Annotated in this window: 15 protein-coding genes and 2 tRNA genes; 10 read left to right on the top strand and 7 right to left on the bottom strand. The window is 64.7% G+C overall.

Translation table 11 applies throughout. The annotated features are described in order from the left end of the window. Together VJ811_RS07090 and VJ811_RS07085 are read left to right on the top strand one after the other, a co-directional pair. Positions 1-636 (top strand): MBL fold metallo-hydrolase RNA specificity domain-containing protein (locus VJ811_RS07090; protein WP_324071555.1); only part of this gene is annotated, 636 nt, incomplete at its 5' end. 17 nt (positions 637-653) lie between these two features. Beyond that, positions 654-914, top strand: coding sequence for a DUF1467 family protein (locus VJ811_RS07085; RefSeq protein ID WP_324071554.1), 261 nt, complete (start codon positions 654-656; stop codon positions 912-914). A gap of 457 nt (positions 915-1371) precedes the next feature. Here VJ811_RS07085 and VJ811_RS07080 read toward each other — a convergent pair whose 3' ends face one another. Beyond that, complete coding sequence (locus VJ811_RS07080; RefSeq protein ID WP_324071553.1) at positions 1372-3732, bottom strand: hypothetical protein; 2361 nt, start codon at positions 3730-3732, stop codon at positions 1372-1374. Between the two features lie 68 nt (positions 3733-3800). On the opposite strand from VJ811_RS07080, the gene VJ811_RS07075 reads away from it, so the two are divergent. After that, on the top strand, positions 3801-4097 hold the full coding sequence (locus VJ811_RS07075; RefSeq protein WP_324071552.1) for an Hpt domain-containing protein: 297 nt from the start codon (positions 3801-3803) through the stop codon (positions 4095-4097). Between the two features lie 189 nt (positions 4098-4286). Beyond that, complete coding sequence (locus tag VJ811_RS07070) at positions 4287-5615, top strand: tetratricopeptide repeat protein (protein WP_324071551.1); 1329 nt, start codon at positions 4287-4289, stop codon at positions 5613-5615. A gap of 77 nt (positions 5616-5692) precedes the next feature. Here VJ811_RS07070 and VJ811_RS07065 read toward each other — a convergent pair whose 3' ends face one another. Further along, complete coding sequence (locus VJ811_RS07065; protein WP_037510868.1) at positions 5693-6166, bottom strand: Lrp/AsnC family transcriptional regulator; 474 nt, start codon at positions 6164-6166, stop codon at positions 5693-5695. A gap of 199 nt (positions 6167-6365) precedes the next feature. Here VJ811_RS07065 and VJ811_RS07060 point away from each other — a divergent pair, with 199 nt between their 5' ends. The 4 genes from VJ811_RS07060 (at position 6366) to VJ811_RS07045 (ending at position 10725) form a co-directional block, all read left to right on the top strand. Then, complete coding sequence (locus tag VJ811_RS07060; protein WP_324071550.1) at positions 6366-7976, top strand: histidine kinase dimerization/phospho-acceptor domain-containing protein; 1611 nt, start codon at positions 6366-6368, stop codon at positions 7974-7976. Positions 7977-8010: 34 nt separating this feature from the next. Beyond that, the gene (locus VJ811_RS07055) at positions 8011-9048 is read left to right on the top strand and encodes a polysaccharide deacetylase family protein (protein WP_324071549.1); all 1038 of its coding nucleotides are present in this window, start codon (positions 8011-8013) and stop codon (positions 9046-9048) included. 68 nt (positions 9049-9116) lie between these two features. Next, a tRNA-Ile gene (locus VJ811_RS07050) sits at positions 9117-9192 on the top strand. A gap of 57 nt (positions 9193-9249) precedes the next feature. Continuing rightward, positions 9250-10725, top strand: a complete 1476-nt coding sequence (locus VJ811_RS07045) for a M20 family peptidase (RefSeq protein WP_324071548.1) — start codon at positions 9250-9252, stop codon at positions 10723-10725. 14 nt (positions 10726-10739) lie between these two features. Here the strand turns inward: VJ811_RS07045 and VJ811_RS07040 are convergent, their stop codons facing one another. From VJ811_RS07040 to VJ811_RS07025, 4 genes are all read right to left on the bottom strand, one after another. After that, positions 10740-11258: a hypothetical protein gene (locus tag VJ811_RS07040; RefSeq protein ID WP_324071547.1), complete on the bottom strand. Its 519-nt coding sequence runs from the start codon at positions 11256-11258 to the stop codon at positions 10740-10742. A 111-nt stretch (positions 11259-11369) separates the two neighbouring features. Further along, a tRNA-Pro gene (locus VJ811_RS07035) sits at positions 11370-11446 on the bottom strand. Next, positions 11437-11817 carry a hypothetical protein gene (locus VJ811_RS07030; RefSeq protein ID WP_324071546.1) on the bottom strand — a complete coding sequence of 127 codons (381 nt, stop codon included), beginning with the start codon at positions 11815-11817 and terminating at the stop codon, positions 11437-11439. The genes VJ811_RS07035 and VJ811_RS07030 overlap by 10 nt, the downstream gene beginning before the upstream one ends. Positions 11818-12021: 204 nt before the next feature. Continuing rightward, positions 12022-13437, bottom strand: a complete 1416-nt coding sequence (locus VJ811_RS07025) for a M28 family peptidase (RefSeq protein ID WP_324071545.1) — start codon at positions 13435-13437, stop codon at positions 12022-12024. A 143-nt stretch (positions 13438-13580) separates the two neighbouring features. On the opposite strand from VJ811_RS07025, the gene ettA reads away from it, so the two are divergent. Continuing rightward, positions 13581-15260, top strand: a complete 1680-nt coding sequence (gene ettA / locus VJ811_RS07020; protein WP_324071544.1) for an energy-dependent translational throttle protein EttA — start codon at positions 13581-13583, stop codon at positions 15258-15260. A gap of 4 nt (positions 15261-15264) precedes the next feature. Beyond that, positions 15265-15711, top strand: a complete 447-nt coding sequence (locus tag VJ811_RS07015; RefSeq protein ID WP_324071543.1) for a PaaI family thioesterase — start codon at positions 15265-15267, stop codon at positions 15709-15711. A gap of 164 nt (positions 15712-15875) precedes the next feature. On the opposite strand, the gene VJ811_RS07010 is transcribed toward VJ811_RS07015, so the two are convergent. Further along, positions 15876-16138, bottom strand: a 263-nt coding sequence (locus VJ811_RS07010) for a DUF899 family protein (protein ID WP_324071542.1), incomplete at its 5' end; no start/stop codon positions are given.

Genomic DNA, 16138 nt, shown 5'->3' with positions numbered 1-16138 from the left:
GGCAACGAGGTCGCGATCGGGCGGATCATGAACCAGCTCGCCGCGAAAGACGTGCTGACGGTTACCGAGAAACAGGCGCATATTCATGTTAGCGGTCATCCGGGGCAACCCGAGCTTGCTGCGCTCTATGGCTGGCTGCGCCCCAAGCTTGTCCTGCCGGTGCATGGCGAAATCCGCCATATGCACGAACAGGCGCGCTTTGCGCTTGAAAAGGGCATCGCGGACGCACTGGTGCAGGAAAATGGCGATCTGGTACGGCTGTCGCCGGGCACTCCAAAGATCATCGAACGCGTGCGCGCGGGCCGGTTGATCCTCGACGGCGACGTCATCCTGCCCGCCGAGGGCGAGACGATCAACGAACGACGCAAGCTGGCGCTCCACGGCCATATCACCGTCGCGGCGATCTTCTCCGACAAGCGCTTCGTCGACAGCGCGATCAGCTATCGCGGCGTGCCCGTCGAGGACGAACGCGAAGCCTTTATCGACGAGATGCGCGAAGCCGCCGAACAGGCCGCGACGGGGCCCGCCCGCGATCAGGAAAAGCTGCGCGAGGCGATCCGTCTTGGCGTTCGCCGGATCGCGACCGACTGGACGGGGAAAAAGCCCGTCGTCGATGTGATGCTCGTCGACATCTGACGCACGGAAACAAACGCATGAAATGGACTTCGGCGCTCGCCATCTATCTGTTGTTCTGGGCGTTCAGCGCCTTTTTCGTGCTGCCCTTCCACGGCCGCCGCGCGAGCGATGACGCGACGCCGCTGGTGCGCGGACAGGAGCCGGGCGCGCCGGCGACCTTCCGCCCCGGACGCATCCTGCTCCAGATGACGATCGCGGCGACGATCACCTTCGTGCTTTACTACCTCGCCTATGTGAACGGCTGGGCCGATCCCGACGTGCTGACCGGGCGGGCCTGACCCGCTGGCGCGCAAGAGTTCCAAAGTTCAGTAAAGTTCAGCCCTGTGCGGCGCCGATTTGGACCTCGCGGGGGGTGCTGGACACGCACGGTACGCCCCACTGTGGCCGCACCCGCAAGCCAGCCAGCAACCGCTTTTATCTACCAAATGAAAGAGCCGGGATGAAGGCTGGCACAGTGGGATAATGTAGGAAAGGCCTATTTGGAGGCGACGCCTGCTTTGGGGTGGGAGCTGCCGTTGCGACGGCAAACTGTTTTCCCCTCCCGCAGGCGGGAGGGGCAGCGAGACTTACGAACTTTGTTCGTTAGTCGTAGCGGGGTGGGCTATCGCGACGTCGCTGCCCTCCCGCGTTCAGAGTCACGCGCCTCTGAACGCCCCCTCCCGCCTGCGGGAGGGGAGAAGGAATGTCCGCAACCGGTCGGAACCCGTCACACCGCTCCGTCCATTCCAGCGCCGCCTAATTCCGCAGGCGGTCGATCGCCTGCGCCAGCGCGACATACAGCTTGCCGATATCCGACGAGAGCAAGGTGACGCTGATCGCCGACCCGTCGCGCGCGCCGATGAGCAGGCGCAGCATCGCTTCGAAGTCGTGGATGAACTGGTTCACTGACGCGTGGAAGCCATCGTCGGCCTGATAGAGGCGCAGGATTTCCTTGGCCTCGCTATTGTCGATCAGCTTGACCGCGCGCCGCGCGAACACGCCGCGGTCGCCCTTCAGGTACGCGTCCCATGCGGTGTCGCTGACTTCGCTCGACAAGATCTTGGTGACGTCGATCGCGGTCGATTTCAGCGATTCGGTCAGCAATCCGACCTGTTTCGCGAGCGAATCGCGGTCCGACACGGCGATCGCCTGTTCGGCCTCGCTCACGCGCTGTTCGACGGTCGCGCTGGTGTCCATGATCGTGATCAGCTGGCGCATCAACCGGTCGGCGGCGCCGTTCGCCGCCGCGACGGCGCGCGCCGAAGCATCCTCGATCGCGCTGAGTTGCGCCATGATCTCGTTCTTGAACGCGGCGTCGATCGCATCGGTGGCGGTCGCCTGCATCGTCTCGCGCGCGCTTGCGACCAGCTTTTCGAGCGTCAGCCGCGCTTCGTCGGCCGCCGAATCGGCGGTCGCGCGAACTTCGCCGAGCGTCGCGATCATGCGCGCACCGCCCTGTTCGGCGAATTCGTCTGCGCCCTCGCGCAGCTTGGCGAGCGAGGCTTCGGCGTCGGCGAGCGAAGTGTTGATGCGGTCGACGAGCGCCTGCTGGCTGGTCGCATGACCCGCCATCTGCTCTTCATTCGCCTTGAGCGTCGCCTGGACCGCGTTGACATGCGACGCCGTCGACTGCGCGACGAGTTCGGAGGCGTCGAGGATCGGGCGGAGCTGCGACAGCGCCGTCTGGGTGGTCTTGCCGTGCGAGGTGATGCGGTCGAGCGCGTGCGGCAGCGTTTCGTCGAGTTCGCGTGTCACCGCATCGAGCGCGAGGAGCAGCGATTCGGCATGGGCGATGAGTTGATGCGCGGAGGCGTTGCCGCTTTGCACTTCCTGCATGAACGCGGCGAGCTGCGCCTTGGTGTCGTCGATCGAACGGCCGATGACCCCGGTGCTGGAGCTGACGCTGACGTCGAGGATTTCCAGTTGTTTCCCGACTTCGGCTACATGCGCGGTGATGCGCGAGGCGAGTGCGTCGCTGGCGTCGGCGTGGGCGGCGAGCTGCGCGCCCATCGCGACGCCGGCATCGCGGGCGAGGCCGAGCTTCGCATCCATCAGCGCGCCGGCGTCGTCGACGCCTTCGCGGAACTGCCGCCAGCTTTGATCGATCTGGCCCGTCATCGCGGCGACGGTCGAGGCCATATCGTCGCGTGCCGAGGCCGCAACCTTCGTCATATGCCCGAGCGCCGCGCCTTGCACGTCGGCGACCTGCGCCGACGCGGCGAGCAGGTCCGATTCGGTTTCCTTCGTCGCTTCCTGCAGCGCGACGATCGCCTCGAGCAGCGTCGCGGTCGAATCGGCTCCGGTCTGCGCCGCCTTGGCGGCTTCCTCGCCGAGCGCCGCGAGTCGGGCTTCGAGGTTGGCGCCTTGCTGATGCGCGACGAGTCCCGCCTCGCGGAAATTGACCGCAAGCCGCTGCGCGACATCGTCGATCCGCGGCAGGCCGGCGAGCAACCCGTCCATCCGCTGCAGCGCGACGTCGCCCGAGCGTGCGAGCTGGTCGTGCGCGTTGGCGATGACCGAGGCATTGCTGGCGAGCTTGTCGCTGCTTTCACCCAGCCGCAATATAGTGTCGAGGCCGAGCTGCTGGACGATCTTCGCCTGATCTCCGAGCTGCTTCTGCGCATCCGCCAGATGCAGGCCGAGCGAATGCATCGACTGGTTGAGCGCCAAATTCTCTTCGCGAAGCGCGGCCGCGACGCGGGCGAAACGCGCCTGTTCGGACCGGCCCGACCGGAGCAAGACCATCCACAGCACCGCGAGCAGCGTCAGCGGCATCGCGATCGTCGCGACGAGTGTGGGCCAGGCGGAGAGTTCGGGGCTGCGTGTAAAGGCGCCCGTCGCAACGAAGAGCGCGAACCCCGTCCAGCCGATCGCCAGAAGGATAAGCAGCGCAGGGGCAACGCGCTCACGCGAGGCCGACGCGGCGCGTGGCGCCTCATCGATATCCCCGGCGTCATCGAGCGAGGACATGTCGAGCCAATTCCGTTCGGCGGGCGCCTCGGCATCGGGCGCAGACGCGGCTTCGGGCGCCGCCACTTCTGCCGGGTCCGCGCTGTCCGCTTCCTGGTTTGCCGCGGAATTCCGCCACAATCCGACGATCTTCTTTTCCCCCGTCATCCTGCCATCTTAGCATCAAATGGCCGCCATGAAACGGAAACTTAACGACAGCCTGCCAATCCTGTGGAATGTCTTTCGACAGCGGCCCTCTCGACCGATATCTCAGCGCGGCGTTCGGCGACGATCCCGCGATGGCGATGGACCTGCGCACCGCCTTCACCGGCAGCGCGCGCGACCTGTCCGATCTGATGCGCCGATCGCGCTGCGATGCGAACTGGGAAATGGCGGCAATCCGCCTGAAAGGGCTCGCCGCGACCTTTGGCATCATCCCGCTGATCCAGCTCGCCGAGGCGGCGATCGAGGGCGCGCCGGGGGATCCCTCCGTGCTGCGCCGGATCAACCAGGCAATCGACACGATCGCCTGACCGCGGTTCTGACGCTGCCCGGTCCGGCCCGGCAGACCGGGTTCAATTTCCGTTCAGTCGCTTTCCTTCATTGAAATATCAATACCGGCCGTCTTGCCATGGCAACGCGACGGGTTTAGCCGCGTTTACGACGCGCGGCCGAACCTGCATGCTTGGGCGAAGGCGGCCGAGTTCAAAGGAGAGATTTCGATGTTCACCCGTTTCCGCTCGATGCCCGCAACGGCGATGGCCGCCGTGTTGGGCTGCGCGCTGATGGCGACTGCGGCGCCCGCTTCCGCCCAGAAGAAAGAAAAGCCGAAGAAGGAAGAAGCGTCGAAGGGCAAGGGGCTGTCGGCGAGCAAGGCGTTCGGCCCCGCACTCAAGAAAATGACCGACGCCTCCGCAGCTAAGGACACCGCGGCGTTGCAGGCGGCGCTGGCCGAAGGGGAGGGGGCCGCCACCGCCCCCGACGACAAATATCTGCTCGCTTTCTACCAGCTTCAGCTGGGCATCCTGAACAAGGATCAGGCGATCCAGGGCCAAGGCCTTGATGCGATGCTCGATTCGGGCCTGACTCCGCCGGAAAATCTCGCGGTCTACAACTTCTTCTCGGGCAATTTCGCTTATGCGGCGAAGGACTATCCGAAGGCGATCAAGCGGCTCGAAGCCGCGCGCGCCGCGGGATCGACCGATGCCAATCTGCCGGTCCTGCTGATGGACAGCTATCTGAATTCGGGGCAGACCGATCAGGGCATCGCCACCGCCAAGGCCGCGATCGAGGCGAGCCGCGCCGCCGGCCAGCGTCCGTCGGACGAACTTTATGTCCGGCCGATCAAGGCGTTGCAGGCCGCCAATCGCACCAATGAAGTGCTGGACCTGATGACGCTGCGCATGCGCGACTACAACCAGCCGACCGTTTGGCGTCAAACGCTCTTCATCTTGTTGCAGGCCAATCCCGACAAGGAAATCGGGCTCGACGTCCTGCGCCTGATGCGCGCGACGGGGGCGATGCAGCAACGTCCCGAATATGCGGAATATGCCGCGCTTGCGACCGAAGCGGCCCTGCCGGGCGAGGTCGTGTCGCTGATCAAGGCCGGCAAGCAGAGCAAGGTGATCCCGGACAGCGACGCCAAGTTCAACGAGTTGCTCAAAAGCCAGTCGGAGCGCATGGGCGACGAGGAAACGACGTTGACCGCCTATGCCAAAAAGCCTTCGACCCTGTCGAATCCGAAGGTTGCGGGCGCCACGGGCGACGCGATGGTCGGCTATGGCCGCTTTGGCGACGCCATTCCGCTCTACAAGGCGGCGCTGGCCGCCGGCGGCGACAAGGAATTGTGGACCTATCGCCTGGGCGTCGCACAGGCCCATTCGGGCGACGTCGCAGGTGCGAAGGCAAGCTTCGCGCAGATCAACGGCCCCCGCAAGCGGCTTGCCCAATTGTGGACGGCAAAGATCGATGCCCCGCCGGCCGCTCCGGCCGCTCCGGCCGCTCCGGCCGCTCCGGCGGCTCCGGCGTCCGCCCCCGCGACCGGCAGCTGATCGCTTCGGCCCAGGCTAAAAAAAAAGGCGCCGCTCCGAACGGGGCGGCGCCTTTTTTATGCACTTTGTACGAACGGTCAGGGTTCGACGGGAATTCCTGCGAGCTGTTTCGCGGTGCGAATCGTCAGCGATGTTTTGACGCTGGTGACGTTGGGCGCCGACGTCAGGTGCGCGGTCAGGAACGACTGGAAACTCTGGAGGTCGCGGGCGACGACCTTCAGCAAAAAGTCGATCTCGCCGTTCAGCATGTAGCATTCGCGCACCTCGGCGAGCCCGCCGACATAATCCTCGAACGCCTTGAGGTCGGACTCGGCCTGGCTGCGCAGGCTGACCATCGCAAAGACGGTAATTCCATAGCCGAGCTTCGATGCGTCAAGGTCGGCGTGATAGGACCGGATGACCCCCGATTCTTCGAGCGCGCGCACGCGGCGAAGACATGGCGGCGCCGTAAGCCCCACCATCTGTGCCAGTTCGACATTCGTCATCCGCCCGTTTTTTTGCAGCTCGCCCAGTATCTGCAAATCAATCTGATCGAATTTCTGACTAGCCATCATTGAAACATCCGCTTTCCAAAACTGCGGTGACCATAATAATATTTCAGGCGATTGCAATTGTCCCACAATGCGACGTGGACGGTTAAGGCACTTTCATGACCGGATGATTCACGCTAGCCGGTAAGCATATGCTAACCAACGACCAGGGCTGTGGGGCTGATTTTGCGTGACTGCTGACTCGATGATTGCGACCATCTTGCGCCAGGCGCCTGCGGATCGCCGTGCGAGCATCACGGCCTGGCGCCAACTTACCGATATTCTGGCGCAGCGCGGCAATCAACTGTCCGATGACGATATTCGCCGCAGCCTGCATGCGCTCGCGGTGCTCAGGCCGCGCGTTCCCGAATCCGTACGCCGCGACTGCGCGCGCGCCGTCGCGCGCCATGGCCGTTTTGCGCCGCTCGTAGCGCTTTACGCCAATGATGTTGCGGCGGTGTCGGCGACCATGCTGCGCGATGCGCGGCTTGCCGAAGCCGACTGGCTGGCGCTGCTGCCCGCGACGAGCGCGATGGCGCGGTCGGTGCTGGCGGGGCGCTCCGACCTGCCAAGCGGAGTTTATCGCGCGCTCGCCAGCCTTGGCAGCGCGTCGGTCGCCTTGCCGCAGCCCGAAGCCACGGCGAAAGAGGAGCGCGCCCCGGCAGCGGAAAAGGCGCCAGAACCCGCGAGCGAGGGGCATCCGAGCCAGATCAGCGAACTCGTCCGCCGGATCGACAAATATCAATCCACGCGCGCCCAGCCCGCCCAATCGCGCACCCCGCGCGCGGCATTCCTGTTCGAAACCGGCCCGGACGGCGTAATCCACTGGGTCGAGGGCGTGACGCGCGGCGCGGTGATCGGCCTGTCGATCGCCGAAGCGGCCTTTGGCGGCGAGCCCGGCACCGATGGCGTTGCCGCGGGCGCCTTTCGCCAGCGCGCCGAAATCATCAATGCACGCATGCTGCTGGAGGGCGCGCCGGCGGAGGCCGGCGAATGGCGTTTTTCGGCGTTGCCCTGGTTCGATCCGGCGACCGGACAGTTTCGTGGCTATCGCGCGAGCGCGCGCCGCCCGCACCGCAATGAAATGCCTTATGGGCGGCCTGCGGCGGAGGATTCAGGCGATTCGATCCGTCAGCTCATCCACGAGCTTCGCAGCCCGCTGAATGCCATTTCGGGCTTCGCGCAGATTATTTCGGGACAGATGTTCGGGCCGGTCAGCCACGGTTATCGCGGGATGGCCGAAACGATCGTTGCCGATGCCGCATCGGTGCAATCGATCATCGACGATCTGGAGACCGCAGCACGAAGCGGCTCGGCGCACGGCGACGCCCGCTCGGAAGAGGTCGTCGACCTCGGTGGGGTGGTGACGCAGGTCGAAAGCGAACTTGCGGCGCTTCTCGCCGATCAGCGCGTCGATCTCAGCATCTCGCGGGTCGGGGGGCCGTTCCTCGGGCTTGCCAGCGACGCCGATGTGCGGCGGATGGTCGGGCGCCTGCTGACTGCGCTGGTCGATGTATCCGAACCGGGGGCAATTTTGGTCGGACAATTGGTGACCGAGTCGCGGCACGACGACATGCTCCAGCTGCGCCTTGTCCGCCCTGCGACGATCCGTTTTGCGACGGCCGCCGAGCTGCTCGATCCGGGCTTCAGCCCCGAAGGCGAAGCGCCCGGCGCCGCGGTGCTCAGCCTCGGTTTCTCGCTCCGGCTCGTCGACAGCCTTGCGCGCAGCAGCGGCGGACGCCTCGATATCGGGCATAACGCCTTGACCTTGCACCTGCCCTCCGCCAACTCAAAGGCCGAAGTCGAGCTGGAAGCCCAGCAAGGCGAGTAGGCCGGTCGGCCAGCCTTTCAGGGCGAAGGGGAGCATGGTGCAACCTGCGGGCAATTTCTTTGCGTATCCGGCCGCATCGGACCTGATCGAACTGGACGCGGGTGAGCGTCCCCGATTCTGGGTCACGATCGATACCGAAGAGGATTTCGACTGGGCGGCGCCCTTCGCACGCACCGGCTATCGTCTCGCGTCGGTTCCCGCGCTCGCCGAATGCCAAAGCTATTTCGCACAGGCCGCGGTTCGGCCCATCTATCTGGTCGACTGGCCGATCGTCGCCGACGACCGCGCGGTCGACATTCTGGGCGCGGCGCAGGATGGCGGCCGCTGCGAAATCGGGGCGCAGCTTCATCCCTGGGTGACCCCGCCGCACGACGAGGATGTGAACGAGCGCAACAGCTATACCGGGAACCTGCCCGCCGCGTTGCAGCGCGCGAAAATGACGGCGCTGCGCGATGCGATCCGCGACCGCTTCGGCGTTGCACCGGCCGTTTATCGCGCCGGGCGATATGGCCTGGGTCCCGATAGCGCCGCGATGCTTGCCGAACTGGGCTTCCGCTGCGACACGTCGGTTCGCAGCGGGTTCGATTATCGCGCCGGGCACGGCCCCGACTATCGCGCCGCGCCGCTGCATCCTTGGTGGGTTCGCACCGGGCAGGGCGCGGTGCTCGAGATGCCGGTCACGACGGTCTTCGGCGGCTTGCTCGGGGGAGCGGGGCGCCGCGTCTATCACCGCATCGCGCGAAACGGCACGCATGCCGGCGCGGCGCTCGCCCGCCTGGGGCTCGTCGAACGGATCGCGCTGACGCCCGAGGGGATTCCTGCCGAACGGGCGTGCAAGGCGATCGATATCGCGATCGCGGCGCGCCTGCCAGTGCTCAACTTCTCTTTCCACTCGCCGTCGCTGCAGCCGGGCAACACGCCCTATGTCCGCAGCAGCGCCGATCTCGACCTTTTCTATCGCTGGTGGGACGTGGTGCTCGATCACCTTGCGCGCCGCGGCGTGGAGGCGACGACGGCCGCCGAGATATTGGCGATGGCGGAGCGGAAGATGCTGACGAAGCCGGTGCGCTGATCGTTGGCGCTTGCCAATGCGGCGCGGCCTCCGCTATCGCCCGCACACCCCCACCGGGTTTGAAAAGGGGGCCTGTAGCTCAACGGTTAGAGCTGGCCGCTCATAACGGCTAGGTTGCGGGTTCGAGTCCTGCCGGGCCCACCATTTCCCTTGCAAATCGAAACCGATACCTCTCCATTGCGCTGGCAGAAGGAGAGGGACATGGGGAAGCGGCGAACGATCTTGCTCGGCGGTCTTGCGATCTTCGCGGTGGTTGCAGGGGCGGTAGCGGTACGGACCGCGACCTTCGCGCCCAGGGGCATCGCCGACGGCAGCGACATCCGGCTCGCCGCAGTGCCGACCTATGATCTCGACGCCGCCGTCGGGCATCTGAGCGCCGCGGCGCAGATCAAGACGATTTCGCATCAGGATCCGGCGGAGAATGACGTCGCCGAATGGGACCGGCTGCACAGCTGGCTCGCGGCGACCTATCCCGCGACGCACCGGGCCATGGCGCGCACGATCCTGCCGAACCGGACGCTCGTCTATCACTGGCCGGGCAGCGACGCGTCGCTCGCGCCGATCATCGTCATGGCGCATCAGGATGTCGTCCCTGTTACCGAGGGCACCGAAGGCGACTGGAAATATCCGCCTTTTGCCGGGACGATCGCTGAAAATTCGGTGTGGGGCCGCGGCACGGTCGACGACAAGGGCTCGCTCATCGGCCTGTTCGAAGCGATCGAGGCGCTGGCGGCGCAGGGGTTCCAGCCCAAGCGCGGCATCTATCTGGTGTCAGGGCACGACGAAGAGGCCGGCGGATCGGGCGCGGTTGCTGCCGCAGCCAAGCTGAAGGCCGAGGGCGTGCGCGCGCTCTATACGCTCGACGAGGGCAGCGTCGTGCTGCGCGACACGCCGGTGATCGACGGGCCGGCGATCCTGATCGGCGTCGCCGAAAAGGGTTATGCGACGCTCAAAGTCACCGCCAACGCGCCCGGCGGGCACAGCTCGATGCCCCCCGCCGAAACGGGGGTGACGACGCTGGCGCGCGCGGTGCTAGCGATCGCCGAGAGCCCTTTCCCGATCGAGATGCGCGGCCCGGGCGCGGCGATGGTCGAGGCGCTGGCCGCGCACAAGGGCGGGACGACGAAGCTCGCCGTCGCGAACCAGTGGTTGCTCGGTTCGCTACTGAATAAACAGCTTTCGGCATCGCCTTCGTCGGCGGCCGCCTTTCACACGACGATCGCGCCGACGATGTTGCAGGGGAGCCCCAAGGAGAATGTCCTGCCGCAATCGGCCAGCGCGCTGATCAACTATCGCATCGCACCGTGGAACAGCTCGGCCGACGTGATGGCGCGCGCCAAGGCGGCGGTCGGCGATGCGTCAGTCGAACTTAGCTGGGTCAAGCCGCCGAACGAGCCGTCGCGCGTGTCGTCGAGCAATTCGCAGGGCTGGAAATATGTCGTCGCGGCCGCGCGTGCCGATGCGCCCGATGCCGTTGTCGCGCCCTATCTGGTCGTCGCGGCGACCGACAGCCGCAGCATGGAGCCGATTTCAAAGGATGTGTACCGCTTCATGCCGATGCACTTCACGCTCAAGGAAACCGCGATGATCCACGGCACCAACGAGCATATGACGATCGACAGCTTCAAGCGGATGATCGACTTTTATGCGCGGTTGATTGCGACGTCGGCGGGATAGATCGCGGGCGGCAATCAGTCGGCGAACGGGTCGCTCGGATTCTTCTTCGCCATCAGCGCGGCGCAATCTCGTAACGCGGAGATTTGCCATCCCTGTCCATAAGAGACGTCGACGTCGGCGACGCTGACTTCGCCGCGTTTGATCTTCAAGCGGGCCGCTTGTTCGAAGACGCCGAGGAACTCTTTTCCGACAAAGGGGGCGGCAATCGACCTGATGTTGCCATCGACGCGCCCCAGGAAATTGACCTGTCCAAAATTGGCGGTCCGCCCGTCCTTGAGTTCCAGATCGGTCGTGAGCTTATAGACTTCGCCGTCCTTCAACGATTCGAAGCTGGGATCCCCGACCGCGAGGGTCACTTCATTGTGTCGCTCAAAAAATTCCAGATAGACGATGATGTCTCCCTCGAACTGCTTTATGGCGACGCAGGACGAGGGTTGGACGGCGCTGACCCGCCAGCCATTATATATCTTGGTGACCCACTCGGCGGGCGGCGCAGGGGCCATGCCCAACATCAACGCGGTCAGAAATGCCATGCTCGTTCCTCCCCCCTGCAATCAAGTTATGGGCGGCGAAAGCCACTGTCCAGCCGGTAAAGATGCGTCGTGCGTGGTTGGCAGCGATCGCGGATCGGTGTGGGAAGATAGTGGTCGGGGAGACAGGATTCGAACCTGCGACATCCTGCTCCCAAAGCAGGCGCGCTACCGGGCTGCGCTACTCCCCGACTACTGCCCCGCGCCTTAGACACGCCAGGGATGCAAGTCTATCCCGCTTGAACGGCCTTTGACGAAAAGGGCGGGCAAAGAAAAAGGCGGCCTTCCCGAAGGAAGACCGCCCGTTTCTCGTTTCAGTCAACGCCCCGAGGGGCTGCGACTTACTTCTTTTCTTCAGCCGGAGCAGCAGCGGCCGGAGCAGCAGCGGCGTCAGCCGGAGCAGCAGCGTCAGCCGGAGCGGCAGCAGCTTCTGCACCAGCGGCAGCAGCGTCGGCACCAGCGGCAGCGGCTTCAGCGCCAGCAGCAGCGGCGTCGGCGCCTTCTTCAGCAACCGCTTCAGCGGCCGGAGCTTCGGTGGTGGCTTCTTCAGCAGCCTTTTCACCGCAAGCGGCGAGGGCGAACATGCTGGCAGCAACGGCGATAGCAGCAAACTTCTTCATGATGTGTGGGCTCCCTAAAATGCCTTAACGCGTCCGGGAAAACTTCCCGTACCGCGAGCCGCGGGATTTAGCCGTTCCGCATGAATCGTCAACAAAAATAATTGAGATGGCCGGGGGCGGCGGGATTCTGTCATTTCTCCGTCACACTAGGGAAGTTCGTCGTTCGTGCTGTTGGCAAGAATCGCCAGAGTCGCGGCCCAAACGGTCACATTTTGCCGCAATTGCACGGGGTCGACCTTGTCGAGCGTGTCGTCGGGCGTGTGGTGCAGATCGAAATAACGTGTCCCATCCTGCGCCAGATCGATCGCCGGAACGCCCGCCGCGACGAGCGCGCCCACATCGGCGCCGCCGTTCGCCGGTTGGCGTCCACGGGTGACCCCGAACGGCGCCACGGCGGCAGCAATCCGGTCGGCAAGCCCCTTCGCGCTGTCGGGCAGCTTGAAATCGACGCGCCACACGCGGTCGGCGCCGAAATCGGATTCGAGCGCGACAGCATGCTTCTCTTTCCCATGCGCGTCGAAATAGGCCTTGCCGCCGAACACCCCGACCTCCTCGGCGCCCGCCCACAAGACACGGATCGTGCGGCGCGGCTGGCCGGCCGCCATGACATATTTCGCCGCGGCGGTAATGATGCCGCATCCCGACGCATCGTCGATCGCGCCGGTGCCCAGATCCCAGCTGTCGAGATGGCAGGCGATGATGACGGGGCTGGCACCGGGGTCGCTGCCCGGCACCTCGGCAATGACATTGCCCGACGCCTGCTGGCCCAGGTCGCGCGGGGTGAGCAGCAGTTTCATGCGGAGCGCCGCCGCCACATAGCCGAGCGAGCTTTCCTGCGTCCGTATCTTCTGCGCGCGCTGCCACTGGCGCACGAGCAGGTCGGCATCGGGGTTGGAGATCGCGCCGGCCGGGATCGGCTTCACGCCATCCTCGAAAGTGGTGACGCCGGTGTGCGGGTTCCGGTGGTCATCGGTGCCGATCGAGCGGATGACGATCGCGATCGCGCCCTTCTTCGCCGCGACATTCGGCCCGGTGAAGCGGCCGCGACCGTATGTGCCATAGCCGCTGCCGTCCTGCGTCCGCTCCATCTGGTGATCGATGAAGACGATCTTGCCTTTTACACGGTGATCGGGCGCGGCGACCAGCGCGTCATAGCTCGCGAAATAGGCAATATCGCCCTCGATGCCCTTCGCGCCGGTCGAACCGCTGTTGCCGAGCGCGGCAATCGCCAGCTTCTGCGGATGGAACGGGCCGATGAGCGAGGCCGCTTCTTCGCCGCGGACCCATGTCGACATCCTATATGGTTCTTCGCGCACATTCTGGAAGCCGAGGGCCGTAAGCCGCTCCAGCGCCCAGCGGCGCGCCGCCGCTTCGGCCTCGGTCCCCGCCTGCCGCGGCCCAATCTCGGTGGTCAGGCCTTCGGTGATCGACCAGGCGATGTCGTCGCCGCGCTGCGCCATCTCGACCGCGCTTGGCGGCGGCGGGATCGAAGCCGAGGCGGTGGTGGCGAAAAGGAGCGAAGCAATGCCCGCGAACCGGGCTTGGGTGGCTTTGATTTTCATGCCGCTTTCGTAACGGTCCCTTCGGGCCGCGCAAGCGTCGATTGCCCCAATGATTGCCAAGCCCGCCCCCATTCGCTAACCGGCGCGCAACTCAAAACTCTCCCGGCCGCGCCCGCGGCCCAGCCCATACCGGAGCATTTTTCATGGCCGCCCAATATAGTTTCGTGATGAAGGGTCTGAACAAGACCTATCCCGGCGCGCAAAAGCCGACGCTCAAGGATCTGAGCCTGCAATTCTATCCCGATGCCAAGATCGGCATCGTCGGCCCGAACGGCACCGGCAAATCGACGCTGATGAAGATCATGGCGGGCATCGACAAGGACTTCACCGGCGAAGCGTGGGCGGGCGAGGGGATCACCGTCGGCTATCTGGCGCAGGAGCCGCAGCTCGACCCGGCCAAGACGGTCAAGGAAAACGTCATGGACGGCGTCCGCGGCGTTGCCGACATGATGGATCGTTTCAACGAGATCAGCACGCTGATGGCCGATCCGCCCGCAGACGCCGATTTCGACGCGCTCATGGAGGAAATGGGCACGCTTCAAGAAAAGATCGACGCCGTCGATGGCTGGACGCTCGACAACCAGCTCGAAATTGCAATGGAAGCGCTGCGCTGCCCGCCGGGCGATTCGGGCGTCGAAAGCCTGTCGGGCGGGGAAAAACGCCGCATCGCGCTCACCCGCCTGCTGCTCGAAAAACCGTCGATCCTGCTGCTCGACGAACCGACCAACCATCTCGATGCCGAAAGCGTCGCGTGGCTCGAAAAGCATCTCGTCGATTATCCGGGCAACGTCATCCTCGTCACCCACGATCGCTATTTCCTCGACAATGTCGTGAACTGGATCCTCGAACTCGATCGCGGCCGCTATTTCGTCTACGAGGGCAACTACTCCACCTATCTCGAAAAGAAGGGCAAGCGCCTCGAACAGGAATCGCGCGAGGATGCGGGTCGCCAGAAAGCGATCAAGGACGAGCTCGAGTGGATCCGGCAGTCGCCGAAAGCCCGCCAGGCCAAATCGAAGGCGCGTATCAAGAGCTTCGACCAGCTGGTCGAGGCGCAGGAAAAACGCATCCCCGGCAAGGCGCAGATCGTCATCCAGGTCCCCCAGCGCCTCGGCGGCAAGGTGATCGAAGTCGAGAATATCTCGAAAGCCTTTGGCGACAAATTGCTCTTTGAAAACCTGTCCTTCTCGCTGCCCCCCGGCGGCATCGTCGGGGTGATCGGCCCCAACGGCGCAGGTAAATCGACCTTGTTCAAGCTGATCACGGGGCAGGAAACCCCCGACAGCGGCAAGGTGACGATAGGCGATACCGTCCATTTGGGCTTCGTCGACCAGAGTCGCGACGACCTGAAACCCGACAATAATGTCTGGCAGGAAATCTCGGGCGGCGCCGAAATGATGAATATCGGCAAGCATGAAATGCAGACGCGCGCTTATGTCGGCGCCTTCAACTTCAAGGGCGTCGACCAGCAGAAGAAGGTCGGCCAGCTGTCGGGCGGTGAGCGCAACCGCGTCCATATGGCGAAGATGCTGAAACAGGGCGGCAACGTCCTGCTGCTCGACGAACCGACCAACGATCTCGACACCGAAACGCTGGCGGCGCTCGAAGAAGCGCTCGAAAACTTCGCTGGCTGCGCAGTGGTGATCAGCCACGATCGCTTCTTCCTCGATCGCCTCGCGACGCACATCCTCGCGTTCGAGGGCGACAGCCATGTCGAATGGTTCGAAGGCAATTTCGAATCCTATGAGGAAGACAAGATCCGCCGCCTCGGTGACGATGCGACGCGCCCGCACGCAACGTCGTACAAGAAACTGACGCGCTGACCTGATGGCGGGGGATGCGGCTCCGGTCTCGTCGGGCGCGATCCGTTTGGATGCGGACGCGCTCAACGCTTTCATGGCGGAAGCCTTCCCCCATTCGGCGCCGGGTTCGCGCGGCCATGTCGTCTCCGCCGCGCCCGGCCATATCCAGGCGCGGCTGGAGCCGAACGAAAATGCGCTTCGCCCCGGCGGGCTGATCTCCGGACCGACGCAGATGGGCTTCGCCGATATGGCGGCCTATGCCCTCGTCCTCGCGCATATCGGCCCCGTCGCGATGGCGGTGACCAGCGCGCTCAACTACCAGTTCCTGCGCCCGTGCCGGCCCGGCCCGCTGTTCGCCGACGCGCATATGCTGCGCCTTGGCAAACGGCTCGCGGTGATGGATATCCGCATCTGGACCGATGACGCCGACAAGCCCGTCGGTCAGGCGAATGTGACTTACGCGATTCCCTGACAGCTCGCCGGGTGTCCGATGGCGACCGATTGCTGCCTATCAATCATCGTCATCCCGGACTTGATCCGGGATCCCGCTTTTTTGACGCACTGACTGGACCCCGGATCAAGTCCGGGGTGACGGAAGTGGAGGAGGGAACCGCAGCTCCCCCCAAGCCGACCCAATCAATATTCCAGCGACGGATACCAGTCGGTCCCGCGGCCCGACGGTGTGAGGTCGAGAATATTCCACAGGCTCGCGATGTCGGGTGCGTCGCGTGGGTCTTGTCCCGGATCGGCCATCTCGTTCGTCATCTCGCTTCTCCAGAACAGCCGCACCGCGTTTCCGCTCTTCTTGAACACTGCGAGCGCGGGATTTTCGCCGCCGTCGGCGTTCAGCAGACGGAAGTCGCGGGCGTAATCGTCGCCGGCCAGCTGCAGGAAATCGA

Source organism: Sphingopyxis sp., from assembly GCF_035250425.1.
Classification (GTDB): Bacteria; Pseudomonadota; Alphaproteobacteria; order Sphingomonadales; family Sphingomonadaceae; genus Sphingopyxis.
This window is presented reverse-complemented; position numbering and strand designations above follow the sequence as displayed.

What these genes read in the sequence shown, in the direction of transcription:
- VJ811_RS07085 (WP_324071554.1), top strand. Translation starts at nt 654, where the DNA reads ATGAAATGGACTTCGGCGCTCGCCATCTATCTGTTGTTCTGGGCGTTC.
- VJ811_RS07080 (WP_324071553.1), bottom strand. Translation starts at nt 3,732, where the DNA reads ATGACGGGGGAAAAGAAGATCGTCGGATTGTGGCGGAATTCCGCGGCA.
- VJ811_RS07075 (WP_324071552.1), top strand. Translation starts at nt 3,801, where the DNA reads ATGTCTTTCGACAGCGGCCCTCTCGACCGATATCTCAGCGCGGCGTTC.
- VJ811_RS07070 (WP_324071551.1), top strand. Translation starts at nt 4,287, where the DNA reads ATGTTCACCCGTTTCCGCTCGATGCCCGCAACGGCGATGGCCGCCGTG.
- VJ811_RS07065 (WP_037510868.1), bottom strand. Translation starts at nt 6,166, where the DNA reads ATGGCTAGTCAGAAATTCGATCAGATTGATTTGCAGATACTGGGCGAG.
- VJ811_RS07055 (WP_324071549.1), top strand. Translation starts at nt 8,011, where the DNA reads ATGGTGCAACCTGCGGGCAATTTCTTTGCGTATCCGGCCGCATCGGAC.
- VJ811_RS07045 (WP_324071548.1), top strand. Translation starts at nt 9,250, where the DNA reads ATGGGGAAGCGGCGAACGATCTTGCTCGGCGGTCTTGCGATCTTCGCG.
- VJ811_RS07040 (WP_324071547.1), bottom strand. Translation starts at nt 11,258, where the DNA reads ATGGCATTTCTGACCGCGTTGATGTTGGGCATGGCCCCTGCGCCGCCC.
- VJ811_RS07025 (WP_324071545.1), bottom strand. Translation starts at nt 13,437, where the DNA reads ATGAAAATCAAAGCCACCCAAGCCCGGTTCGCGGGCATTGCTTCGCTC.
- ettA (WP_324071544.1), top strand. Translation starts at nt 13,581, where the DNA reads ATGGCCGCCCAATATAGTTTCGTGATGAAGGGTCTGAACAAGACCTAT.
- VJ811_RS07015 (WP_324071543.1), top strand. Translation starts at nt 15,265, where the DNA reads ATGGCGGGGGATGCGGCTCCGGTCTCGTCGGGCGCGATCCGTTTGGAT.